Source organism: Streptomyces sp. DH37, assembly GCF_029813835.1.
Lineage (GTDB): Bacteria > Actinomycetota > Actinomycetes > Streptomycetales > Streptomycetaceae > Streptomyces.
Genome location: NZ_JARVKV010000002.1, coordinates 1 through 23,961 on the forward strand (window position 1 = coordinate 1; position 23,961 = coordinate 23,961).

General features: G+C 75.6%; 22 protein-coding genes. 16 read left to right on the plus strand and 6 right to left on the minus strand.

Annotation, left to right across the window (positions count from 1 at the left end; translation table 11 throughout):
- Window positions 1-62: 62 nt before the first annotated feature.
- A complete protein-coding gene (locus QC029_RS01060) occupies window positions 63-344 on the minus strand; it encodes an Lrp/AsnC ligand binding domain-containing protein (RefSeq protein WP_162465868.1) in 282 nt (93 codons plus the stop codon).
- A 441-nt stretch (window positions 345-785) separates the two neighbouring features.
- Between QC029_RS01060 and QC029_RS01065 the strand changes: the two genes are divergently transcribed.
- The 5 genes from QC029_RS01065 to QC029_RS01085 all read left to right on the plus strand — a co-directional run bounded on the left by QC029_RS01065 (window position 786) and on the right by QC029_RS01085 (window position 6,430).
- Complete coding sequence (locus QC029_RS01065) at window positions 786-1,031, plus strand: hypothetical protein (RefSeq protein ID WP_279553357.1); 246 nt, start codon at window positions 786-788, stop codon at window positions 1,029-1,031.
- Between the two features lie 22 nt (window positions 1,032-1,053).
- Complete coding sequence (locus tag QC029_RS01070) at window positions 1,054-2,406, plus strand: NYN domain-containing protein (RefSeq protein ID WP_279553549.1); 1,353 nt, start codon at window positions 1,054-1,056, stop codon at window positions 2,404-2,406.
- 298 nt (window positions 2,407-2,704) lie between these two features.
- Window positions 2,705-3,730 carry an NlpC/P60 family protein gene (locus QC029_RS01075; RefSeq protein WP_279553358.1) on the plus strand — a complete coding sequence of 342 codons (1,026 nt, stop codon included), beginning with the start codon at window positions 2,705-2,707 and terminating at the stop codon, window positions 3,728-3,730.
- Between the two features lie 309 nt (window positions 3,731-4,039).
- Window positions 4,040-5,032, plus strand: coding sequence for a C40 family peptidase (locus QC029_RS01080; RefSeq protein WP_279553550.1), 993 nt, complete (start codon window positions 4,040-4,042; stop codon window positions 5,030-5,032).
- Between the two features lie 114 nt (window positions 5,033-5,146).
- A complete protein-coding gene (locus QC029_RS01085) occupies window positions 5,147-6,430 on the plus strand; it encodes a hypothetical protein (RefSeq protein WP_279553359.1) in 1,284 nt (427 codons plus the stop codon).
- 46 nt (window positions 6,431-6,476) lie between these two features.
- Here QC029_RS01085 and QC029_RS01090 read toward each other — a convergent pair whose 3' ends face one another.
- Window positions 6,477-7,739: a glycosyltransferase 87 family protein gene (locus QC029_RS01090; protein WP_279553360.1), complete on the minus strand. Its 1,263-nt coding sequence runs from the start codon at window positions 7,737-7,739 to the stop codon at window positions 6,477-6,479.
- Between the two features lie 60 nt (window positions 7,740-7,799).
- Between QC029_RS01090 and QC029_RS01095 the strand changes: the two genes are divergently transcribed.
- Window positions 7,800-8,957, plus strand: coding sequence for a glycosyltransferase family 4 protein (locus QC029_RS01095; RefSeq protein WP_279553361.1), 1,158 nt, complete (start codon window positions 7,800-7,802; stop codon window positions 8,955-8,957).
- A gap of 142 nt (window positions 8,958-9,099) precedes the next feature.
- Here QC029_RS01095 and QC029_RS01100 read toward each other — a convergent pair whose 3' ends face one another.
- A complete protein-coding gene (locus QC029_RS01100) occupies window positions 9,100-10,893 on the minus strand; it encodes a long-chain fatty acid--CoA ligase (RefSeq protein WP_279553362.1) in 1,794 nt (597 codons plus the stop codon).
- Window positions 10,894-11,174: 281 nt separating this feature from the next.
- On the opposite strand from QC029_RS01100, the gene QC029_RS01105 reads away from it, so the two are divergent.
- From QC029_RS01105 to QC029_RS01130, 6 genes are all read left to right on the plus strand, one after another.
- On the plus strand, window positions 11,175-11,963 hold the full coding sequence (locus QC029_RS01105) for a metallophosphoesterase (protein WP_279553363.1): 789 nt from the start codon (window positions 11,175-11,177) through the stop codon (window positions 11,961-11,963).
- 110 nt (window positions 11,964-12,073) lie between these two features.
- Window positions 12,074-12,523, plus strand: a complete 450-nt coding sequence (locus tag QC029_RS01110) for an SRPBCC family protein (protein ID WP_279553364.1) — start codon at window positions 12,074-12,076, stop codon at window positions 12,521-12,523.
- A 17-nt stretch (window positions 12,524-12,540) separates the two neighbouring features.
- A complete protein-coding gene (locus QC029_RS01115) occupies window positions 12,541-13,773 on the plus strand; it encodes an ArsA-related P-loop ATPase (protein ID WP_279553551.1) in 1,233 nt (410 codons plus the stop codon).
- Window positions 13,774-13,927: 154 nt separating this feature from the next.
- Entirely contained in the window at window positions 13,928-14,539 is a 612-nt protein-coding gene (locus tag QC029_RS01120; RefSeq protein WP_279553365.1) for a DUF5304 family protein, read from the plus strand.
- A gap of 186 nt (window positions 14,540-14,725) precedes the next feature.
- Window positions 14,726-15,667 carry an ROK family glucokinase gene (locus QC029_RS01125; RefSeq protein WP_279553366.1) on the plus strand — a complete coding sequence of 314 codons (942 nt, stop codon included), beginning with the start codon at window positions 14,726-14,728 and terminating at the stop codon, window positions 15,665-15,667.
- Between the two features lie 16 nt (window positions 15,668-15,683).
- A complete protein-coding gene (locus QC029_RS01130; RefSeq protein ID WP_279553367.1) occupies window positions 15,684-16,526 on the plus strand; it encodes an endonuclease/exonuclease/phosphatase family protein in 843 nt (280 codons plus the stop codon).
- On the opposite strand, the gene QC029_RS01135 is transcribed toward QC029_RS01130, so the two are convergent.
- Both QC029_RS01135 and QC029_RS01140 read right to left on the minus strand, forming a co-directional pair.
- Window positions 16,493-17,050 (minus strand): hypothetical protein, encoded by a 558-nt coding sequence (locus tag QC029_RS01135; RefSeq protein WP_279553368.1) that lies wholly within the window; start codon window positions 17,048-17,050, stop codon window positions 16,493-16,495. The two genes, QC029_RS01130 and QC029_RS01135, sit on opposite strands and share 34 nt — an antisense overlap.
- Window positions 17,037-17,807 (minus strand): alpha/beta fold hydrolase, encoded by a 771-nt coding sequence (locus QC029_RS01140; RefSeq protein WP_279553369.1) that lies wholly within the window; start codon window positions 17,805-17,807, stop codon window positions 17,037-17,039. Before QC029_RS01140 ends, QC029_RS01135 begins: the two co-directional genes overlap by 14 nt.
- Window positions 17,808-18,039: 232 nt before the next feature.
- Between QC029_RS01140 and QC029_RS01145 the strand changes: the two genes are divergently transcribed.
- The 4 genes from QC029_RS01145 (at window position 18,040) to QC029_RS01160 (ending at window position 22,018) form a co-directional block, all read left to right on the plus strand.
- A complete protein-coding gene (locus tag QC029_RS01145) occupies window positions 18,040-18,807 on the plus strand; it encodes a 1-acyl-sn-glycerol-3-phosphate acyltransferase (RefSeq protein ID WP_279553370.1) in 768 nt (255 codons plus the stop codon).
- A gap of 44 nt (window positions 18,808-18,851) precedes the next feature.
- Window positions 18,852-20,063 (plus strand): MacS family sensor histidine kinase, encoded by a 1,212-nt coding sequence (gene macS / locus QC029_RS01150; RefSeq protein WP_279553371.1) that lies wholly within the window; start codon window positions 18,852-18,854, stop codon window positions 20,061-20,063.
- Entirely contained in the window at window positions 20,044-20,754 is a 711-nt protein-coding gene (locus QC029_RS01155) for a response regulator transcription factor (RefSeq protein WP_279553372.1), read from the plus strand. Before macS ends, QC029_RS01155 begins: the two co-directional genes overlap by 20 nt.
- 226 nt (window positions 20,755-20,980) lie before the next feature.
- Window positions 20,981-22,018 carry a 6-phosphofructokinase gene (locus QC029_RS01160; RefSeq protein ID WP_279553373.1) on the plus strand — a complete coding sequence of 346 codons (1,038 nt, stop codon included), beginning with the start codon at window positions 20,981-20,983 and terminating at the stop codon, window positions 22,016-22,018.
- Between the two features lie 53 nt (window positions 22,019-22,071).
- Here QC029_RS01160 and QC029_RS01165 read toward each other — a convergent pair whose 3' ends face one another.
- Complete coding sequence (locus QC029_RS01165; protein WP_279553552.1) at window positions 22,072-23,952, minus strand: anthranilate synthase family protein; 1,881 nt, start codon at window positions 23,950-23,952, stop codon at window positions 22,072-22,074.
- Window positions 23,953-23,961: the final 9 nt, after the last annotated feature.

Sequence of the window (23,961 nt, forward strand, 5' to 3'; positions counted from 1 at the left end):
CCCCGGCGCACCGCGTGCGCCGGGGCCTCCGCCCACCCGGCCGCTCCCGGCCGCCGCGGGTCTCAGGAGTCGAGCCCGATGGCGAAGGCGGCCTCCAGGTCGTGCTGGGAGTAGGTCCGGAAGGCGATGTGGGTCTCGGTGGACTCCACGCCGGGAACCTTGCTGATGCGGCCCGGGATGACCTCCGCGAGATCGTCGTGCCGGGCCACCCGCACCATGGCGATCAGATCGTGGGCACCGGTCACCGAGTAGACCTCGCTGACCCCCTCCAGCGCGGCGATCTGCTCGGCGATCTCCGGGATGCGGTCGGTGCTGGTCTTGATGAGCACGATCGAGGTGATCACGGTTTTCCCTTCTTCGGAGGGGGGCCGCGGCGGAGCCGCCGCGGGCGGTACCCCCGGGAGGCTGCGGTTCCCTTGGCCGCCGGGACCGGCCCGCTCACTGTAGCCGCCGCCGGTGGGGGGCCCGTGCGCCCGGGAGGCCCGGACCGCGGACGCGGATGATGTCGGCTCGGATACGGGCCACCCGCCGCGACGCACCCGGTGGTCGCCAGGCCGTAGGGTTGCGGGGATACCCCCGGCCCGGTGCCCGGTGGTCGCGTGGCGGGGGACATCCCCGGTATCCGGGGCACCCGGACACCGGGGCCCGCAGGCGGCGGGAGCGTCAGGACGGCAGACGGCAGGACGGCAGGGCGAGAGCAGCGGGACCCAGTCAGCGGAGCGGCGCACGCGCCGGTGACACCGAAGGCGCCGACGGCGCAGGGAAGACCGAGGAGAGGACGGAACATGCCGGTTCCCCGACCGAACGAAGGAACGCGGTGGCGCTGCGCCATGTGCGGCAACCTCACCCGCTTCGACGTGACGCGCTCCAGCAAGGTGGTGGAGTACGTCCATCTGGACCTGGCCGGGAAGCCGGAGGTCGAGGAGCGCGAGGTGCTCAGTGAGACGATCGAGTCGGTGCGCTGTCGCTGGTGCAACGCGGTGGACCAGGTCGAGCTGGTGGACCGGCCCGGTTCCGGCGCCCAGGTGTGACGACGGGCGGGTGTGAACCGTGGTGGAACGGACGGGCGGTGAGCGCGCACCGGGGGATCCGGGCGAGGAGGCGCTCGACCGCCCGCTGCCCGAGAAGGTGCGCCGCCGGGTGGTGGCGCTGACGGGGGACGCGCTCGGCGGGCTCACCGTCGCCGAACTCCCCGTCCCCCTGCGGCAGTACGCCCGTTTCACCCCCCAGCGGCGGGTCAAGTTCGCGGGCAACGCCATGGCCGCCTCGCTGGAGGGCGACCCGGTCTTCCGGCAGCGCATCGCCGACCGGCTGCGCGAGGCGCTGCCGGAGCTGTCCGAGGCGGTCCTGGACGGCACGTTCCCGGCGGCCGCCGATCCGGTGGACGTGGCCGCGGTCGCGTACGTGCTGCGGCCGGAGGGCTGGGTCAAGCTCGTCGCCGCCGCGGGCGAGGAGGCCCAGCGGGCGCAGGCCGAGCGCGCCGGCGAGGAGGCCGAACGGGAGCTGGCCCGGCTCCGCGAGGAACTGGCGCAGGCCAGGGCGGCCGAACGCGCCCACACCGAGCAGCTCCGCGCGGAGCTGGAGGCGGCCCGCAAGGAGGCCGACTCCCTCCACCGCAAGCTCCGCAGTGCGCAGAGCGACGTCAAGCGCGGCGAGGCCGCGGTGCGCAAGGCGCGGGCCGAGCTGGAGGAGGTGCGGGCCGCCGCCGCGGCGGAGAGGACCGCGGCCGAGAGCGAGGCGCGCCGGCTGCGGTCGCGGCTGGCGGAGGCGGAGTCGGCGCTGGAGGCCGGCCGCCGGGCGGTGCGCGAGGGGCGCAGCGTGGAGGACATGCGCCTGCGGCTGCTGCTGGACACGGTGCTGGACGCCGCCCAGGGGCTGCGGCGCGAACTGGCCCTGCCGCCCGTCACCCACCGCCCGGCCGAGACCGTGGACGCGGTCGAGCCGGGCCGGATGACCCCCAAGGACGTCGCGCGGCGCGCCCTGGCCGAGGACGACCCCGCGCTGCTCGACCAGTTGCTGGCGCTGCCCCAGGCGCATCTGGTGGTGGACGGCTACAACGTCACCAAGACCGGCTATCCGTCGATGCCCCTGGACAAGCAGCGGCTGCGGCTGCTGGGCGGGCTGGCGGGGCTGGCCGCCCAGACGGGCGCCGAGGTGACCTGCGTCTTCGACGGGGCGGAACTGGCGGCCCCGGTGCTGCTGGCACCGCCGCGGGGGGTGCGGGTCCTGTTCAGCAAACCCGGGCAGACCGCCGACGAGCTGATCCGGCGGCTGGTGCGCGCCGAGCCGCCCGGCCGTCCGGTCGTCGTCGTCTCCACCGACCGGGAGGTGGCCGACGGCGTGGCCGCGGCCGGGGCCCGGCCGGTGGCCTCGGTGCTCCTGCTGCGGCGCCTCGGCCGCACCTGACGGAACGTCACCTCCCCGCGGGCGGGTCCGGAATGTCCGCCGGATGCGGCACTCAGCGTCAGGCGGCGGTCGCTGGCAGTGGGGCGATGGTAAAGGATGTGGCCGCTGGGCGAGATTTTTCCTATGAGGATTTGAAGCGATCACGGCGCATGGCTAGTGTCTGGCCCGAACCTCTGCGCAGTTGATCACCCAACCGGGGTGACAGCGGAGGAACCGCCGAATCCGCGGCGCTCATCGCGGAGCCGGGTGGCCCCCAACCACTCCCGGCAGGCGGCTGAGGAAGAAGGAGCTCGCCCCAGTGGCGTCCCACCGTCGACCCAAGCAGCCGAACCGCACCCGGGTGACCGTGCTCACCGCGACCGCAGCAGCGGCGGTCGCGCTGACCTCCCAGTCGGCCCAGGCCGAGCCCAAGCCCACCAAGAGCGAGGTCAAGGCCAAGGTCGACAAGCTCTACGAAGAGGCCGAGCACGCCACGGAGAAGTACAACGGCGCCAAGGAGAAGCAGGAGAAGCTGCAGAAGCAGGTCAGCAACCTCCAGGACAGCGTCGCGCGCGGCCAGGGAGACCTGAACGACCTGCGCGACAGCCTGGGGTCGATGGCCACGGCCCAGTACCGCAGCGGCGGCGTCGACCCGTCCCTGCAGCTGTTCCTCTCCTCCGACCCCGACAGCTACCTCGCCAAGGCCTCCGCGCTCGACCAGCTCAGCAGCAAGCAGGCCGACGCGCTGAAGAAGATCCAGTCCAAGCAGCGGACCCTCTCGCAGCAGCGCGAGGAGGCGTCCGACAAGCTGAAGGACCTGGAGGAGACCCGCAAGGAACTCGGCGACAAGAAGAAGAAGATCCAGGGCAAGCTCGCCGAGGCCCAGCGGCTGCTGAACACCCTCACCGCGCAGGAGCGCGCCGAGCTGGCCGCGGAGGAGGAGCGCGCCAACCGCGCCTCCTCGGCCCGCGTGGACCTCGGCAGCTCGGCCTCCGCCACGCAGCGCGCCTCGGCCGCCCTCGGCGCGGCCCAGTCCAAGCTCGGCTCCCCCTACGTCTGGGGCGCCACCGGCCCGAGCTCCTTCGACTGCTCCGGGCTGACCTCCTGGGCGTACAGTCAGGCCGGCGTCGCCCTGCCGCGCACCTCGCAGGCCCAGGCCAACGCGGGCACCCGCGTCTCCATGAGCCAGCTCGCCCCCGGCGACCTGGTCTTCTTCTACAGCGACCTGCACCACGTCGGCCTCTACGCGGGCAACGGGCAGATCCTGCACGCCCCGAAGCCGGGCGCCAACGTGCGCTACGAGTCGATCAACAACATGCCGTTCATGTTCGGCGTGCGCGTCTGACCGGCCGCCCCTTCCGCTTCCCAGCCTCCTCCGTCCGGGTGAATCCGGGCGGGGGAGGCTTTTCGGTGCCCCCTTCCGCGTCCCGCCGCTGACCTGCCGTCCGGACGGAGCGCGGCGCGCCGGGCGGGGAGACGGTACGTGAACCGAGCGTGCCGGTACGGCTACTGTCGGCGGCCATCGTCCCCCAGCGGAAGGGAGAGCGGTCCCACCGTGGCCCCGCAGCGTTCGCCCCGACAGGACTCCGGCCGTCCCGGCCCCCGAGAAGGCGCCGCCTCCGGCCGGCGCGCCCCGCGCTCCGGCCCGTCCGGGCTGGGCACCCGGGTCACCGCGCTGTCCCTCGCCGCGGGCGCGGCGCTGTCCCTGACGGCGGCGCCGGCGGGAGCCGACCCCGCGGACGAGGAGGCCCCGGCCGCGCTGAGCGCGCGCGTGGACCGGCTCTACACCGAGGCGGAGCGGGCCACCGAGCGGTACAACGCCGTCTCCGAGCGCGTGGAGGACCTGCGCGAGGAGGTCGAGCGGGCCCAGGACGGCGCCGCACGCGACCAGGCCAGGGTCAACCGGATGCGCGGGGCGCTGGGCTCCCTGGCGAGCGCGCAGTACCGCTCCGGCGGCATGGACCCGGCCCTCGCGCTGGTCCTCTCCGAGGGACCCGAGGAGTACCTCGCCAAGGCCGCGACCCTGGACCGGATCGGCGACCGCCAGGCCGCCGGGCTCAAGGCGTTCCGCAACACCGTGCGCGCGCTGGAGCAGCAGCGCGCCGAGGCCGGCGGGAAACTCGCCGAACTGCGGCGCCAGCGCGCGACCCTGAACAGGCACCGCGAGACCGTGCAGCGCAAGCTCGGCGCCGCCCAGCGGCTGCTCAACAGCCTCCCGCCCGAGGAGCGCGCGGCCCGCGAGCGCGCCTCGCGCGGCGCCGACCGCCCCGCGGCGCGGGCGGAGGCGGACGCGGTCCCCTCGGCGCGGGCCGCCGCGGCGGTGGCCGCCGCGCGCGGGGCGGTCGGCTCGCCGTACGCCTGGGGCCAGGCCGGACCGTACGCCTTCGACTGCTCGGGGCTGACCTCCTGGGCGTACGGCCGGGCCGGCGTCGCCCTGCCGCGCACCTCGCAGGGCCAGCTCCACGCCGGGCGGCACGTGCCGCTGGACCGGGCGCTCCCGGGCGACCTGGTCGTCTACCGGTCGGACGCCAGCCACGTCGGGATGTACGTCGGCGGCGGCCAGGTCGTGCACGCCCCGCACCCGGGGGCGCAGGTGCGGTACGACCCGGTCGGGATGATGCCGGTCGCCGCGGTGGTCCGCCCCTGAGGACCGCCCCTTGAACACCGCCCCCTGAACCCCGTCCCGACCCCCGCGCCGGGACCCGGCCGCGGCGCACCGGCCTCCCGCACGTCCCGCGGCCCGGCCCGTACGATCAGCGGTGTGACACGGCGGTGGCGGAACGCGTTGGCGGTGCTGGCGGTACTGATCGCCGTGCTGCTGTCGTCCCCGTCCGGCTGCGGGGGCCCGTGGGACGACGGGGACGCCGAGCGCGGGCTGCTCCAGGCGGTGCTGGACCGCCAGGCCGAGGCCGTCCTCACCGGTGACCGCGAGGCCTACCTGGCGACCGTCGACCCCCGCGCGGACGGCTACCGCGACAGCCAGCGCACCGTCTTCGGCAACCTCGCCCGGCTGCCCTTCGACCACTGGTCCTACCGCGTCACCGGCACGGGCGACGAGGCCTTCCCCCTCCCGGACGGGAAGGGCGGGGACGGCCGGGACGCCGGGCCGCGCCGGATCGCGGTGCGGGCCGAACTGCGCTACCGCGTCGAGGGCTACGACCCCGTGCCGGTGCGGGACGTGGAGTACCTGACCCTCACCGAGCGGGAGGGCCGCTGGTACGTCTCCTCCGACAGCGACGGCGCGGCCGGGGGCCGCCGCGGCACCCAGCAGCTGTGGGAGCAGGGGAGGGTCACCGTCGTCCGCGGCGAGCGGAGCCTGGTGCTGGGGGTGGGCCGCCCGGAGTTCGACCTGCGCGCGCTGGCGGACGACGCCGACCGCGCGGTGCCCGCGGTCGGCGCCGCCTGGCCGCGCGCCTGGCCGCGCCGGGTGCTGGTCCAGGCGCCCGCCACGCTGGAGCGGATGGCGGGGCTCCTGGGCGGCCCGCCCTCCTCCTACCGGGGCATCGCCGCCGTCACCACCGGCGAGGTGGGCGGCCGGGGCAGGACGCCCGCGGAGCGGATCGTGGTCAACCCCGAGGCGTACTGGCTGCTCGGCGAGGAGGGGCGGCGGATCGTGATGGCCCACGAGGTCGCCCATGTGGCCACCCGCGCGCACACCACCGAGTCCACCCCGATGTGGCTGTCGGAGGGCTTCGCCGACTGGGTCGGCTACCGGGGCACCGACCGGCCCTCCACCCGGATCGCCCCCGTGCTGACCGACGCCGTCCGCAGGGGCGAGGCGCCCCGGCGGCTGCCGACGGACGAGGACTTCGACTTCGCCGGGGACGCCGACCGGCTCGCCCGCTCCTACGAGGGCGGCTGGCTGCTGTGCCGGATGGTGGTGGCGCGGTGGGGCGAGGAGCGGCTGGTCGAGCTGTACACGGCGGCGGGCGGGGCGGGCGACGACGGCATGGACCCGGTGGTCCGCGAGGTGCTCGGCGTCGGCATGGAGGAACTCACCGAGAGCTGGCGCGCGTACGTGCGGCAGGAGCTGGGCGGGGGGTAGCGCGGAAGGCCGGGCCCCTCACCGGACCGGAGCCCCGCCGGGCCCCTCACCGGGCGATCAGGTCCTTCCGCTCCGGGGACGCCGCGCCCTCCCCGTCCGAGCCGGCCCTCCCCTCCTCCGCGCCGGCCGCCTCCGCGCGCCGCAGGGGCTCGGTCACCGTCGTCCGCCACAGCCGGGCGCAGGCCAGGACCGCGGCGGCGACCAGCAGCCCGTTGCGCACCACCAGCAGCGTGACGCCCAGCGCGTCGCTCGCCACCACGCTGCCGAAGTTGAGGGGGAACTCCAGCAGCGTCACCCCCGTCGCCACGACCACCAGCAGCGCGGGCAGTCCCTGCCGGCCGGTGCGCAGCGTCACGCACACCGCCGCCAGACCCACCAGCCAGACCATGTACTGCGGGCTGATGACGCGGCTGGTGACGGTGAACAGCAGCACCGCGGCGAACGCGGCGTCCGCCGCGGTGCTCGCCGTCCACTCCACCGCGCGCAGCCGCCACCGCAGCAGCCAGCCGAAGGCGGCGGCGGTGCACAGCAGGGCCGCGGTGCTCACCAGGTCCACGTAGGGGCCCAGGAACTCCACCGAGCCGTAGTTCAGCAGCACCCGGCCCTCCCAGCCGAAGTGCCGCGCCACGTGGAAGACCAGGGCCCCCACCGACTCGACCTCGGTGCCGCGGTCGCGCTGGTGGGTGAGGAAGTCCAGCGCGCCGGGCATGGCGGCGGCGAACGCGGCGGTCAGCGCGAGGGCCACCGCCACGGCGGCGCCCCACGCGGCGCGGGTGACGCGCCCGCGCGGGGTCCCCACCAGCAGCAGCGCGGGCCACACCTTCAGCAGCGCGCCGAGGGCCGCCAGCGCACCGGCCGCGCGCGGACTGCGGGCCAGCACCAGCAGCGCGGCGACCGCGACGGCGGTGACCATCAGGTCGTAGCGGGCGTACACGGTCGGGCCCAGCAGCGGCACCCCGGCCACCCACACCCACGCCCCCGCGCGCCCGCGTCCCGACCCCCGGCGGGAGGCGTACAGCAGCAGCGCGAACGCCGCGGCGTCGGCGGCGCAGACCAGCACGTAGAAGGCCGCCGGATACTCCAGGAACGGCAGCAGCGCGGGGGAGAGGACCGCCAGCGCGGCGGCGGGCGGGTACTGCCAGGTGACGTCGTCCGGCGGGAAGGCGCCGGTGCGCAGCACCTGGTACCAGCCCTGGTAGATCACGGAGACGTCGCTGGTGACGTCCGGTCCGGGCACCGCGACCACCTTGAACACGCACAGGAGCACCACGGTCCGGGTGGCGGCCCAGGCCGCGACGAGAAGGCGCATGGACCGACCGTACCGGGTGCCGCTCCGGCCCCCGGCGGGCAGCGGGTACTGTCGGCGGCGATGGACAAGACCCTGATCGTCACCAACGACTTCCCGCCCCGGCCGGGCGGCATCCAGGCGTTCCTGCACAGCATGGCGCTGCGGCTGGACCCGGAGCGGGTCGTCGTCTACGCCTCGACCTGGAAGCGCGGCCGGGAGGGCGCCGAGGCCACCGCCCGCTTCGACGCCGAACAGCCCTTCACCGTCGTGCGCGACGCCACCACGATGCTGCTGCCGACCCCGCGCACGACGCGCCGGGCGGTGTCGCTGCTGCGCGAACACGGTTGTGCGTCGGTGTGGTTCGGGGCGGCGGCGCCGCTCGGCCTGATGGCCCCCGCGCTGCGCCGGGCGGGGGCGCGGCGGCTGGTGGCGACCACCCACGGCCACGAGGCGGGCTGGGCCCGGCTGCCCGCCGCCCGGCGGCTGCTGCGGCGCATCGGCGAGGGCACCGACACCCTCACCTACCTCGGCGAGTACACCCGCTCCCGGATAGCCGCGGCCCTCACCGGCGAGGCGGCGGCCCGGATGGTCCACCTGCCGCCCGGCGTCGACGAGAAGACCTTCCACCCCGGCTCCGGCGGCGACGCCGTACGCGCCCGGCTGGGCCTGGCCGACCGGCCGGTCGTGGTGTGCGTCTCGCGGCTGGTGCCGCGCAAGGGCCAGGACACCCTCATCCGCGCCCTGCCGGCGATCCTGGCCGAGGTGCCCGAGACGGTGCTGCTGATCGTCGGCGGCGGCCCGTACGGCGGCGAGCTGCGGAAGCTGGCCGAGGAGACCGGCGTGGCCGGCTCGGTGCGCTTCACCGGCGCGGTGCCCTGGGAGGAACTGCCCGCCCACTACGGCGCGGGCGACGTCTTCGCCATGCCCTGCCGCACCCGCCGGGGCGGGCTCGACGTCGAGGGGCTCGGCATCGTCTACCTGGAGGCGTCGGCCACCGGTCTGCCGGTGATCGCGGGCGACTCCGGCGGCGCACCCGACGCCGTGCTGGACGGGGAGACGGGCTGGGTGGTGCGCGGCGGGGCGCCCGGCGGCGAGGCGGCGGCGGAGACGGCCGACCGGATCGTCACCCTGCTGAAGGACCCCGGGCTGCGCCGCCGGATGGGCGAGCGCGGCCGGGAGTGGGTCGAGGAGCGCTGGCGCTGGGACCTGCTGGCGGAGCGGCTCCGGGCGCTGCTGTAGGGCACCGTACGGCGGGCTCCGGCCCGCCCCGGCCGGGGCGCGAACGCCGGACTCCCCCGGCCCGGACGGAGCCTCCGTCCGGGCCGGGGGAGTCCGCGGACCTCCCGCCGCGGCCGCGCGGCCTCGCGCGGCGGCCGCCGCGCTACGCGTACAGCGCCTCGATCTCCTGCGCGAAGTCCCTGGCGACCACGCCGCGCTTGAGCTTCATCGAGGGCGTCAGATGGCCCGACTCCTCGGTGAACTGGGTCCGCAGCAGGCGGAACCTGCGGACCGACTCCGCGCGGGAGACCGCCGCGTTGCCGTCGTCCACCGCCCGCTGGACGGCGGCCAGCAGCTCGGGGTCCTCCAGCAGCCGCTCCCTGTCCAGACCGGACTTGCCGTGCTCCTCGGCCCAGCGGGGCAGGAACTCCTCGTCCAGCGTGATCAGCGCGGCGACGAACGGGCGGGCGTCGCCGACCACCATGCACTCGGCGACCAGGGCGTGGGCCCGGATGCGGTCCTCGATGACGGCCGGGGCGACGTTCTTGCCGCCCGCCGTCACCAGGATCTCCTTCTTGCGGCCGGTGATGGTGAGGTAGCCGTCCTCGTCGAGGGAGCCGATGTCGCCGGTGTGGAACCAGCCGTCCGCCATCGCCTCGGCGGTGGCGGCCTCGTTGTTCCAGTAGCCGCTGAAGAGGTGCTCGCCGCGCAGCAGCACCTCGCCGTCGTCGCCGATGCGGACCGTCGAGCCCGGCAGCGGCTGCCCGACCGTGCCGATCTTCGGGCGGTCGTACGGGTTGAACGCGGTCGGCGCGCAGGACTCGGTGAGGCCGTAGCCCTCCAGGACGGTGAAGCCGATGCCGCGGTAGAAGTGGCCCAGCCGCTCGCCCAGCGGGGCGCCGCCGGAGATGGCGTGGGTGGCCCGGCCGCCGAGGACCGCGCGCAGCTTGCCGTAGACCAGCTTGTCGAAGAGTCTGTGCCGCAGCCTCAGGCCCAGCGAGGGGCCGGAGGGGGTGTCCAGCGCGCGGCTGTAGGAGATCGCGGTCTCCGCGGCCCGGTCGAAGATCTTCCCCTTGCCCTCGGCCCGCGCCTTGGCCCGCGCCGAGTTGTAGACCTTCTCGAACACCCGCGGCACGCCCAGGATCAGGGTGGGGCGGAAGCCGGCCAGGTCGTCGGTGAGGTGCTTGATGTCGGGGCTCAGGCCCAGGCGGATGGGCGCCATGACGGCCGCGAGCTGCACCATGCGGCCGAAGACGTGGGCGACCGGCAGGAAGAGCAGCACCGAGCCCTCGCCGGGGACGAACAGCGGCTTGAGCCGCTCGACCACGTTGCCGCAGTCGGCGAAGAACGCGCGGTGGGAGAGGACGCAGCCCTTGGGCCGGCCGGTGGTCCCGGAGGTGTAGACGATGGTGGCCGGGGAGTCGGCGTCGGCGGCGGAGCTGTGCTCGTCCAGGACCGCGTCGGTGATCTGGCTCCCGGAGTCGACCAGTTTCTGCACCGCGCCGTCGTCGAGGGTCCACAGGTGGGCCAGGGCGGGGAGCCGGTCGCGCACGGACTCCACGGCGGCGGCGTGGGCGCCGGTCTCGACGACGCAGCCGACCGCGCCGGAGTCGCCGAGGATCCACTGGACCTGCTCCGGCGAACTGGTCTCGTAGATGGGCACGGTCACCGCGCCCGCGCTCCAGACCGCGAAGTCCAGCAGCGTCCACTCGTAGCGGGTGCGCGACATCAGGCCGATCCGGTCGCCGGGGCGGATCCCCGCGGCGATCAGGCCCCTGGCCGCCGCCCGCACCTCCGCCAGGAACTCCCCGGCGGTCAGGTCGAGCCAGTTCCCCCCGGCGTCCTTGCGGGCGATGACGGGAACGTCCGGGTGCTGCACGGCATTGCGGCGGATGAGATCGGTCAGATTTCCGTCCGCGGGCACCTCGTACAGGGCCGGAAGGCTGAACTCGCGCAAAACTGATGCTCCTCATCGGCGCCGCCACGGATCCGCTGGGGAACGGGCTTCCGTCGGCTCTGGCCCAAGACAGGGGGGTCTTGAGGGTGGACGGCCACGGACGTTACCCACCGGTACGGGGCTCGGGGTAGGGGGTGGCGCCGAGATGTTCGGTGCGTCACACACCACGGGACTGTCCCCAGCAGGGTAGTCCACGCCCCCGGCGGGCACGAAGGAGACGCAGGTCCGGAGGGTGCGCGCGGACCCCCGCGCGCCGGGGCACGGAATCTTGGGGTGGCTTGATGCGAGTCCACGTGGTGAGCGACGTACATGGCAACAGCCGGGACCTGGCCGCGGCCGGCGACGGCGCGGACGCGCTGGTCTGCCTGGGCGACCTCGTGCTGTTCATCGACTACGCCGACCACACCCGCGGCATCTTCCCCGACCTGTTCGGGGCCGAGAACACCACCCGGTACGTCGAGCTGCGCACCGCCCGCCGCTTCGAGGAGGCCCGCGAGCTGTCGGCCCGCCTGTGGGCCGGGGTCGCCCCGGGCGGCGGGGCCGGGGGGACCGGCACGGCGGAGGTGGTGGAGGAGGCCGTCCGCCGCCAGTACGCCGAGCTGTTCGCGGCCTTCCCCACCCCGACGTACGCCACCTACGGCAACGTGGACGTCCCCGCCCTGTGGCCCGAGTACGCGGCCGAGGGCACCACCGTCCTGGACGGGCGGACGGCCGACATCGGGGGCCTGCGCTTCGGCTTCGTCGGCGGCGGGCTGCCCACCCCGATGCGCACGCCCTACGAGGTCGACGAGGAGACGTACGCGGCCAAGGTCGCCGCCCTCGGCGAGGTCGACGTGCTGTGCTCCCACATCCCGCCCCTGGTGCCCGAGCTGTGCTACGACACCGTCGCCCGCCGCTTCGAGCGCGGCAGCGAGGCGCTGCTGGAGGCGATCCACGCGGTGCGCCCCGCGTACGCGCTCTTCGGGCACGTCCACCAGCCCCTGGTGCGGCGCACGCGGATCGGCCGGACCGAGTGCGTGAACGTCGGCCACTTCAGCGCCACCGGCAGGCCGTGGGTCCTGGAGTGGTGACCGGAGCGGCGAGGGGACGGGGCGGGCCGCCGCGCCCGCGCGCGGTAGCCTTCCCCCGCAGACGGCAGCGGACCACGGGCCGGGCGCAGCAACGCGGAGGAGCCACAGGGATGGCCGAACACACCAGGTCGAGCATCATCGTCGAGGCGGCACCGGCCGAGGTGATGGGGGTGATCGCCGACTTCGAGCGCTACCCGGAGTGGACCGGTGAGGTTAAGGAGGCCGAGGTGCTCTCCACCGACGACCGGGGCCGCGCCGAGCGGGTGCGGCTGCTGCTGGACGCCGGGGCCATCCGGGACGAGCACACCCTCGCCTACGAGTGGGCCGGGCCCGAGGAGGTCCGCTGGTCCCTGGTGAGGTCGCAGATGCTGCGCACCCTGGACGGCGCGTACCGCCTGAGGGCCCTCGACGGAGGCGGCCGCACCGAGGTGACCTACCAGCTCACCGTGGACGTGAAGATCCCCATGCTCGGCATGATCAAGCGCAAGGCCGAGAAGGTCATCATCGACCGCGCTCTGGACGGGCTGAAGAAGCGCGTCGAGAGCGGCGCCGCGTCCTGACCGTGGACGCGCCGGGAGTGCGCACGGTCCTGGTCACCGGTGGCGGCGGCAGCGGCCGCACCACCGTCGCCGCCGCCACCGCGCTGGCGGCCGCCCGGCGCGGGCGCCGCACGCTGCTGCTCAGCGCCGAGGACCCCGCCCTGCTCGGGGCGCTGTTCGGGGCGGACGCCGGAAGCGGCGGCGACGGGTACGGCGCCGGCGCGCCCCACGAGGTGGCGCCCGGTCTGAGCCTGGCCCGCATCGACTCCGGCGCCGACTTCCGGGCCCGCGCCGTCGCCCTCCAGGAACGCGCCCGTTCCGCCCTGGACCTGCTGGGCGCCGAGCCGCTGGACGACGACGAGCTGGCCGAGCCGCCCGGCGCCGACGCCTTCGCCCTGCTGCGCGTCCTGCGCGCCGCGCACGACCCCGGCGACACCGAGGGGCACGACCTCGTCGTGGTCGACATGCCGCCGGTCGGGCAGGCGGTGCGCACCCTGGCGGCGCCCGAGCACACCCGGCGCTGGCTGCGGCGGCTGCTGCCGCCCGAGCGGCAGGCCGCCCGCGCGCTGCGGCCGGTCCTGGCCCAGCTCGCCGGGGTGCCGATGCCCGCCCGCTCGCTGTACGAGGCCGCCGGCCGGCTGGACCGCGAACTCGCCGCCGTACAGGCGGTGATCGAGGCGCCGGGGACGACGGTGCGGCTGGTCGCCGAGCCCGGGCCCGCGGCCGCCCGGGCGCTGCGCGCCGCCCGCGCCGGACTCGCGCTGCACGGCCTGGCCGTGGACGCCGTGGTCGCCAACCGGATGCTGCCCACCGCCTCGCCCGACCCCTGGCTGGCGGATCTGGCGGCCCGGCAGCAGGAGGCGCTCAAGGTGCTCCTGGACGAGTTCCGGGCCGACTCGGTGGCCGTGTGCGAGCTGCCGCACCTGGGCCGGGAGCCGCAGGGCCCGGCCGACCTCGGCGAACTGGCCGAGCGGGCGCCGCTGCCCGCCCCGGTGGACGGTCCGCCCGCGGACGGACCGTGGGCCGTGGAGGACCGGCTGGACGACGAGGGCGTCCTGCTGTGGCGGCTGCCGCTGCCCGGCGCCACCCGCGAGACCCTCTCCCTGGTGCGCCGCGGCGACGAGGTGGTCGTCACCGCCGGGCCGTTCCGCAGGGTGCTGCCGCTGCCCGCCGCGCTGCGCCGCTGCACGGTGGCCGGCGCCCGGCTGGCCGGGGGCGAGCTGACGGTGCGCTTCGAGCCCGAACCCGGGCTGTGGCCCGCGCGGGAGTGACCCCGCGCGGGGCCGGCGGGACGCCCGGGGGCTCCGGCGGCACCGTGGCGTTCGGGTAACGTCGGGGGAGAGAGCCCGTCCGCCCGGACGGCTCGCCACCGGCCGCCGCGGCCCGCCGCGGCTCCCACCGCAGTCACCGCCCCAGGAGCCCGCCATGAGCGATGCCACCGAGCGCCCCGCCGACGCCGGTCCCGACGCCGATCCCGACGCCTGGGCCACCGCCTGCGAGGAGGACCTCGCCGCCGAGCGCGAGCGCCGCCGCGAGCGGTACGGGACCCCGCCCGGGAGCGCCGCCGAGGAACTGCTCCGCCTCGCCGACGCGATCACGGGGAAGCTCGCCGAACTCGGGGTGCCGCTGACGGGGTCCGCCGCGCGGCAGTTCGCCGAGTTCGCGGACCGGGCCAGAGCGGTGGTGGAGCCCGTCGTCGAACGCAATCCGAAGGTCTTCGACCACCTCGCGGCCGCGGGCGGCGAACTCCTGGCCGCCTACCGCGCCGCGGTGACGGACCAGGAGCGGCGCTGGACCCGCGACGGGACGGACGGCGGCCGGACGGAGGACGCCGGGAAGCGCGCCGAAGAGGACACCGGGAGGAGTGCCGGAAAGAGCGCCGGGGCGAGCACCGCCGGGAGCGCCGGGGAGGACGCCGCGGGGGACCGGGGCGCCCCGGCGGACCGGGACGGGAGCCGCGGCCGGGACGGGGACGGGCAGGGCGGGGACGGAGAGGACGACGGCCCCACCGGATCCCAGCGGATCGAGCTCGACTGAGGCCCGGTCCGGCCCCCCGCCCCGTTCGGGACCCGTTCGGAACCAGTTCGGGGTCCGTTCGGGGTCCGTTCGACCACCGTTCAGACCTTGTACGGACCGGGTTGGGTTTCGCAGTCGGTCCGTTCAAGCCTCCGCCCTCCGGTACGGTTGTGCACAGCGGGGATCGACCGAGTAACTGAGGGACACATGGGACTCACCATCGGCGTCGACATCGGCGGTACGAAGATCGCGGCCGGCGTGGTCGACGAAGAGGGCACGATCCTCGAGACCAGCACGGTGCCGACCCCGCCCACCGCCGACGGCGTCATCGACGCCATCGCGGAGGCGGTCCGCACCGTCAGCACCGGGCACGAGATCGAGGCGGTCGGCATCGGAGCCGCCGGCTACGTCGACGACAAGCGGGCCACCGTCCTCTTCGCCCCCAACATCAAGTGGCGGAACGAGCCGCTCAAGGACAAGGTCGAGCAGCGCGTCGACCTCCCGGTCGTCGTCGAGAACGACGCCAACGCCGCCGCCTGGGGCGAGTACCGCTTCGGCGCCGGCCAGGGCCACGACGACGTCGTGTGCATCACCCTGGGCACCGGTCTGGGCGGGGGCATCATCATCGGCGGGAAGCTCCACCGCGGGCGCTTCGGCGTCGCGGCGGAGTTCGGCCACGTCCGCGTCGTCCCCGACGGCCTGCTGTGCGGCTGCGGGAGCCAGGGCTGCTGGGAGCAGTACGCCTCGGGCCGCGCCCTGGTCCGCTACGCCCGCCAGCGCGCCAACGCCACCCCCGAGAACGCGGGGATCCTGCTCGCCCTCGGCGACGGGACCCCGGAGGGCATCGAGGGCCGGCACATCAGCCAGGCCGCCCGGCAGGGCTGCCCGGTGGCCGTCGACTCCTTCCGCGAGCTGGCCCGCTGGGCGGGCGCAGGCCTGGCCGACCTGGCCTCCCTCTTCGACCCGTCCGCGTTCATCGTCGGCGGCGGCGTCTCGGACGAGGGCGACCTGGTCCTCGACCCGATCCGCAAGTCCTTCCGGCGCTGGCTGGTGGGCGGCCAGTGGCGTCCGCACGCCCAGGTGCTCGCCGCCCAACTCGGCGGCAGGGCCGGTCTGGTGGGCGCGGCCGACCTGGCCCGCCAGGGCTGACGGCGAGGGGGCGCGGGTGCGTACGCCGACCGGGGGCACCGAACACGGGCACACGCCCGGCGACCTGCCCGCGTCCCGCACCGAGCCCGACGGCTCGGCCGTGGTCCGGCTGCTGAGCTACAACGTCCGCTCCCTGCGCGACGACACGGACGCGCTGGCCCGGGTCGTCCGGGCCTGCGCGCCCGACGTCGTCTGCGTCCAGGAGGCCCCCCGCTTCTTCCGCTGGCGCAAGCACGCGGCCCGTCTCGCCCGCGAGACGGGCCTGGTGTACGTCACGGGCGGGGCGACGGCCACCGGGCCGATGATCCTGTCCTCGCTGCGCGCCACGGTGGAGCGCGCCGAGGACGTCCTGCTGCCGCGCACCCCCGGCCTGCACCGCCGCGGCCTGGCCACGGCGGTGCTGCGCTTCGGGCCGTCCGCCCGGCTGGCGGTGGTCTGCTGCCACCTCAGCCTGGCCGAGCGGGAGCGGTACGCCCAGGCCGGGATGGTCCTGGACCGCCTGGCGGGCATGGGGGTGGAGGCCGGGGCGGTGGCCGGCGACCTCAACGACGAGCCCGGCGGCCGGGCCTTCCGCCGCCTCGCCGCCGTCCTCCAGGACGGCTGGGCCACCAGCCCGTGGGGCGGCGAGCTCACCTCGACCGCGGGCGAGCCCCGCAAGCGCATCGACGCCGTACTGGCCACCGGGGCGGTGACGGTGCTGGGCTGCGGCGTGCCCGCCGGCCTCCCCGGCGTGGCCGACGCGGACCTGCGGGCGGCCACCGACCACCTGCCGGTCCTGGCCGCCCTGCGCGTCCCCGCCGCCCACCAGGGGCGGTCCGCACCCGGTCAGACCACCGCGCCGCGCCCCGGGTCGTCGTAGCCGTCGTCCTCGTCGTCGCGCATCCGCGTCACCAGCGTGGCGAAGCCGCCCAGGAAGCCTCCGACGCCCAGGGTGGCGATCCACCACGTCACCGGCTGCTGGAACAGGATGGTGAGGATCAGCAGCAGCGGGCCGCCCAGGACCGCCAGCCAGGCGAAGCGGCTGGTGAGGTCGCCCTTGGGGAGCGGCGGGGGCTCCGGCGGCACGAAGTGGCCCTCGTCGTCCTCGCCGAGGTCGCCGTCGGACGCCTCGGCCGGACTCCAGTCGCGCGGCCCGGAACCGGCCGCGTAGACGGTGAAGCTGCGCGCCGGCCGCTCCCCGGCCTCGGGGCCGGGGGAGTCCTCGCGCCCCTCGCGCGCCTCCGGACCGTCGACCCGCTCCCGCTCCCGTTCCCGCTCCCGTTCCCGCTCGTCGCCCGGCGGCTCCGCGGGCTCCTCGCCGTAGGCGGCCACGATCTGGGCCCAGGCCGCCTCCTCGTCCAGGGGCTCGGGTCCCTCGCCGCGGTTGTGCTCACGCTCCGTCACGTGCCGTCTTCCTCGCTGTGAGGCGGGTGATGAATCCGTACGAGTCCGCGAAGATCCGCTCCGCGTCGTGGTCCAGTGTGGCCACGTGCAGGCTCCGCTCCAGCACCGTCTCGGTGACGTCCCGCGAGGAGACCCTCTCCAGGATCAGCGCCGAGTCCGAGGGGGACACGACGTTGTCCACCCGGCTGTGCAGGAGCAGCAGCGGCTGGGTGACCCGGGGCAGCTCCCCGCGCACCACCGTGAGGAACCGCCACAGGGAGTGGGCGGCGTGCAGCGGCACCCGGTCGTAGCCGACCTCCACCACGCCCTCCTTGGCGATGTCGCTGGTGATGCCCTTCGTCGAGGGCACCAGGTGGCGCAGGACCGGCAGCGCGTACCCCTGGATCCGCGGGAGGGTCGCCGCCGGGTTGACCGCCACGACCCCGCTGACCGCGTCGCCGTGCCGGGCGGCCAGCCGCAGCGCGAGCGCCCCGCCCATCGACAGGCCGCAGACGAAGACCCGCTCGCAGCGTTCGCCCAGCCGGCGCAGCTCGTGGTCGACGGTCGCGTACCAGTCCTGCCAGCCGGTGACCGCCAGGTCCTGCCAGCGCGTGCCGTGTCCCGGCAGCAGCGGCACGGAGACGGTCAGGCCCCTGTCGGCCAGGTAGTGGGCCCAGGGGCGCATCGACTGGGGGCAGCCGGTGAAACCGTGGCACAGCAGGACGCCGACCTCGCCGCCGTCGTGGCGCAGCGGTTCGGCACCGGGGAGCAGGGGCACCGTGGATCTCCGTTCGGTGGTCGACTCGGTGGGCGGCCCGCCGGCCGGCCCCCGTCGGGACCGGAGCCGGGGCCGGGACCGGAGCGGACGGGACGGCGGGCGGGAGTGCTGCCACCCTACGCGTGCGCGCGGTGACCGGGTAGGCCGGACGACCCGCGCGGGGCCGGAACGGCTGAGGGGGGTCCGCGGTGGCGGGATATGGTCTTACCGGCAGACACAGGAGGTTCCTCGGTTGTTGTACGGCGTCATGAAGCTCTCCCTCGGGAACGGACTCAGGCTCGCGTTCCGTCCCTGGGTGGAGGGCCTGGAGAACATCCCGGCCGAGGGGCCGGCCATCCTCGCGAGCAACCACCTGTCGTTCTCCGACTCCTTCTTCCTGCCCGCCGTCCTGGAGCGCAAGGTCACCTTCATCGCCAAGGCGGAGTACTTCACCACCCCGGGGATCAAGGGCAGGATGACGGCCGCGTTCTTCAAGGGCGTCGGCCAGCTCCCGGTGGACCGTTCGGGTGCGCGCGGCGCGGGCGAGGCGGCGATCAGGAGCGGCATCCAGGTGCTGGAGCGCGGCGAGCTGTTCGGCATCTACCCCGAGGGCACCCGTTCCCCGGACGGCCGCCTCTACCGCGGCAAGCCGGGCGGGCTGGCCCGGGTGGCGCTGGCCACCGGCGCGCCGGTCATCCCCGTCGCGATGATCGACACCGAGAAGATCCAGCCACCGGGCAAGGTCGTCCCGAAGCTGATGCGGCCGGGCATCCGGATCGGCGAGCCGCTGGACTTCAGCCGCTACCGGGGCATGGACGGCGACCGCTTCGTGCTGCGCGCGGTCACCGACGAGGTCATGTACGAGATCATGAAGCTGTCCGGCCAGGAGTACGTGGACATGTACGCCACGGCGGCCAAGCGGCAGATCGCGGAGCGGGAGAAGGCCGAGAGGGCGGAGAAGGCCGCGCGGCACAGGGCCGAGAAGACCGAGCGGGCCGGGGAGTCCGGCAGAGCGGCCTAGCCGCCGCCGGGGGAGGGACGGGGGGCGTGGCGATGGCCGCGAGAATGTCTGTCGAACAGCCGCTGTGGAGCGCGCTGACCGCCTACCGCGTGCTGACCATGGGGTACGCGCTGGCCCTGTACGTCCACGCGTACGACGCGTACACCCGCCCGCTCGGCGCGGGCGCCTATCTGGCCGTCCTCGCGCTGTGGACGCTGGCGACCGTCCGCCGGGTGTCCTCCGCCGAGCGCTGCACACCGCCCTTCCTGGCGGTGGAGCTGGCCGTCGCCCTCACCGGCATCCTGCTGACGCCCGTGGTGGACACCCAGGCGCGCATCGACGCGGGCGGCCCCACCCTGCCGTCGATATGGACGGCGGGCGCGGTGCTCGGCTTCGCGATCAAGAAGGGCTGGCGCTGGGCCGCGGGCGCCTCGCTGCTGGTCGGCGCCGCCAACGTGGTCGCGGCGGGCGGCTTCGCGCAGGACACCGTGCACAACGTGCTGCTGGTGTGCATCGCCAGCATCGCCATCGGCTACGTCGTCGAGGTGGCCCGCGCCAGCGAGCGCACCCTCGCCCGCGCGCTCCAGATCGAGGCCGCCACCCGCGAGCGGGAGCGCCTGGCCCGCGACATCCACGACAGCGTGCTCCAGGTGCTGGCCATGGTGCAGCGGCGCGGCGCCGCCATCGGCGGCGAGGCGGCCGAACTGGGCCGGCTGGCCGGGGAGCAGGAGGCGGCGCTGCGCACGCTGGTCTCCAGCGGTGTGGTGCCCGAGGTGCCGGCGCCCCGCGCCGCCGGATCCCCCTCCTCCCCTTCCTCCGCCGCCTCCTTCGCCGCCGCCGTACCGCCGCCGGAGGAGGACGGGACCTGCGACGTACGCGCGCTGCTGTCCGCGTACGCCGGCAGCAGGGTGTCCTTCGCCGAGCCCGGCGCCCCGGTGCCGCTGCCCGCGGCGGCGGCCAGGGAGCTGACGGCGGCGGTCGGCGCCGCCCTGGACAATGTGCGCAGGCACGCGCGAGGACCGTCGGGGGAGGAGGCGCAGGCGTGGATCCTGCTGGAGGACGAGCCGGACGCCGTGGTGGTGACCGTCCGGGACGACGGGCCCGGCATCCCGCCCGGGCGGCTGGAGGACGCGGAGGCCGAGGGCCGCATGGGGGTGGCGCTGTCCATCCGCGGCCGGCTGCGGGACCTGGGCGGCGACGCGGAACTGGTGTCGGTGCCGGGACAGGGAACGGAAGTCGAGTTGAGGGTGCCGAAGGATGACCAGCACAACCAGTGAGCCGGGCGGACCGGGCGGGGAGACCGTGCGGGTGATGGTCGTCGACGACCATCCGATGTGGCGGGACGCTGTCGCCCGCGACCTGGCCGAGGCGGGCTTCGACGTGGTGGCCACCGCCGGGGACGGCCCCCAGGCCGTGCGCCGGGCGCGGGCCGTCGAACCGGACGTCCTCGTCCTCGACCTCAACCTGCCCGGGCTGCCGGGCGTCGAGGTGTGCCGGCAGCTCGTCGGCTCCGGCCCCGGCGGCCCCACCGGCCCCCGGGTGCTGGTGCTCTCCGCGAGCGGTGAGCACGCGGACGTGCTGGAGGCGGTGAAGTCCGGGGCGACGGGCTACCTGGTGAAGTCGGCGAGCACGCGGGAACTGCTGGACGCCGTGCGCCGCACCGCCGCCGGGGACCCGGTGTTCACCCCGGGCCTGGCCGGTCTGGTGCTCGGCGAGTACCGGCGGCTGGCCGGCGACTCGGCGCCGCGCAGACCCGACCAGCCCGACGCGCCCCGGCTGACCGAGCGGGAGACCGAGGTGCTGCGGCTGGTCGCCAAGGGACTGTCGTACAAGCAGATCGCCGAGCGGCTGGTCATCTCGCACCGCACCGTGCAGAACCACGTGCAGAACACCCTGGGCAAGCTCCAGCTCCACAACCGCGTGGAGCTGGTGCGCTACGCGATCGAGCGCGGGCTGGACGACGCCTGAGCCCCGCTCCCGGCCGCCCCCCTCCCCGCCTGCCCGCCCGGCCCCGCCGCCCCGCCGCTCCGCCCGGGGCGGCGGGGATCCGCGCCCGCCGCCCCGGCGTTCCGCCGTCCCCGGCGCCCGTACCGCCGCTAGCGTGACCGGGGCGGCCGGCCGGTGGTTCCGCGGGATCGGGGGAACCCGCCGGAGGAGGCCGGAAACCGGGAAACCAGGCGGAGAAGGGAATCTCATGCGGGTCGGAGTGCTGACCGGCGGCAGCGACTGCCCCGGGCTCAACGCGGTGCTGCGCGCGATCGTCCGCAAGGGGGTGCAGGAGTACGGCGACGAGTTCGTGGGCTTCCGCGACGGCTGGCGCGGCGTGCTGAGGGACGAGACCGTGCCGCTCGACATCCCCGCGGTGCGCGGCACCCTGCCGCGCGGCGGCACCATCCTCGGCTCCTCGCGCACCAACCCCCTGGCGGGGGACGACGGGCTCGACCGGACCCTGGGCACCCTCGCCCGCCACCGGCTGGACGCCCTGATCGTCGTGGGCGGGACCGCCACCCTCGGCATCGCGGCCCGGCTCGCCGAGGAGCACGGCGTCCCCCTGGTGGGGGTCCCCAAGACCATCGACAACGACATCCCCCTCACCGACTACACCGTCGGCTTCGACACCGCCGTCGGCGTCGCGACCGAGACCATCGACCGGCTGCACACCACCGCCGAGTCGCACAAGCGGGTGCTGGTGGTCGAGGTGATGGGGCGCAGCGCCGGATGGATCGCCCTCCACGCGGGCCTGGCCGGCGGGGCCAACTGCATCCTCATCCCCGAGCAGCCCTTCAACGTGGACCGGGTGTGCGAGTGGGTCGAGTCCCGCTTCCGGGCCACCTACGCCCCGATCGTCGTCATCGCCGACAGCGCCCTGCCCGAGTCGGGCGAGGTCACCCTGCACCGCGGCGCCACGCCGCTGCCGGGCGGAGACCCCCGCGCCCGGCTCTCCGGGGTCGGCGAGTGGCTGGGCAGGGAGATCGAGCGGCGCACCGGCAAGGAGTCCCGCACCACCGTGCTCGGCTACATCCAGCGCGGCGGCAACCCCAGCCCGTTCGACCGCTGGCTGGCCACCCGCTTCGGCCTGCACGCCATCGACGCGGTGCACGAGGGCGACTGGGGCTCGATGACGGCCCTGCAGGGCACCCGGGTCACCCGCGTACGGCTGGCCGAGGCGACCTCCACGCTGAAGACGGTCGACCCCGCGCTCTACGAGGAGGCCAGCGTCTTCTTCGGCTGAGCCGCGGCCGGGCCGGCCCCCGGCGGCGGGGACCGGCCCGGGGCGGGGCGCCCTCAGACCAGGACGGCCGCCAGCAGCCCGGCCGTGATCTCCGGCCCCTCCATCGTCAGCACCGACTCCGGGTGGAACTGCACCCCGGCGAAGTGCGGCCCGCGCAGCGCGTGGACGTCGCCGCTGACCGGGTCGCGGCTCAGCTCCACCCCGTCCCCGGCCAGTTCCGCCGCCCGCTCCGCGCCGCAGCGGGCGGTGTAGGAGTTGTAGAAGCCGACGGTCCGCTCGGTGCCGAACAGGTCGATCCGCTCCTGCGCGCCCTGGTACGGCCGGTCCTTGCGGACCAGTTCCAGGCCCAGCTCGGCGGCGATCAGCTCGTGGCCCAGGCAGACCCCGAGCAGTCCGTGCCGGTGGCCGCGCAGCAGTTCGGCGGCGAGCGAGCGCAGCAGCCGCACCTTGGGGTCGGCGGCGTCGCGCGGATCGCCGGGTCCGGGACCGAGCACCACCGGGCCGGTGTGGGCGAGCGCCGCCTCGCGCAGCCCCGGCTCGTCGTACCGCCGCACCGCCACGTCGAGGCCGGTGGAGCGCAGCAGGTGGGCCAGCATCGAGGTGAAGGTGTCCTCGCCGTCCACCACCAGCACCTCGCCGCGGACCGGGCCGCGCCCGGCGCCGGGGGAGGGCGTCCGCATCCGCAGCCAGAACGGGGCCAGACCCGCGCGCCGCGCGTCCAGGGCGGCCCGCACCCGCGGGTCGTCCGCCAGCACCGGCCGTACGGGGGCCTCCCCGGGCCGCGCCGGGCCGGGGCGCACCCCCAGCGCGGTCAGCACCCCGGCCGCCTTGGCGTGGGTCTCGGCGACCTCGCCCGCCGGGTCGGAGGCGCGCACCAGCGTGGCGCCCACCGGGACCCGCAGGGCGCCGGTGGCCGCGTCGACGTCGGCGGTGCGGATGAGGATGGGGGAGTCCAGCGTCTGGAGGCCCGACCCGTCGCGGCCGATCAGCGCCAGCGCGCCCGCGTAGTAGCCGCGCCCGCCCCGCTCGTGGCGCCGGATCACCCGGCAGGCGTTCTCCACCGGGCTGCCGGTGACGGTTGCGGCGAACATCGTCTCGCGCAGCACCTCGCGGACGTCCAGGGTGCTGCGGCCGCGCAACTCGTACTCGGTGTGCGCCAGATGGGCCATCTCCCTCAGCCGCGGCCCCACCACCACACCGCCCATGTCGCCGACGGTGCACATCATCTTCAGCTCCTCGTCGACGACCATCGACAGCTCCTCGGTCTCCTTGCGGTCGCCGAGGAACGCCAGCAGCCCCTCCACCGTCGGGCCCCGGTCCGGATAGCGGTAGGTGCCGCTGATCGGGTTCATCACCACCGTTCCGCCGGTCATCCGGACGTGGACCTCGGGACTGGCCCCCACCAGGGTGCGCTCGCCGGTGTGCACGACGTACGTCCAGTACGCGCCGCGCTCCCCGGCCAGCAGCCGCCGGAACAGCGCCAGCGCGTCGGCCCGGCCGTAGCCCTCGATCGTGCCCCGGTAGGTGCGGCGGACGACGAAGTTGGCGCCCTCGCCGGCGCCGATCTCGTCCTCGACCACCCGGCGCACGATCTCCTCGTACGCGCCGTCGCCGACGTCGAAGCCCCCGCCGGTGACGCGGACCGCGTGCCGGGGCAGCGCGGCCATCAGCGCGTCCAGGGGCACCTCGTGGGACTCGGAGGGCACGAGCACCGACAGCGGTGTGCCGTCGTCGGCCGCGTCGAAGCCGCGCTCGCGGATCTGCCGGAACGGCACCAGGGCGAGGACGCCCAGCTCGCCGTCGGGGATGTCGGCCAGCCGCTCCACCTCGCCGACCGGCCCGAGCAGCACCTCGACGGTGCGCCCGTCCCGCCCGGGGGTGCGCCGCAGCAGCAGGGCGAAGGGCGGGCCGTCGGCGGCCAGCAGCCGCTCCACCAGGGCGCC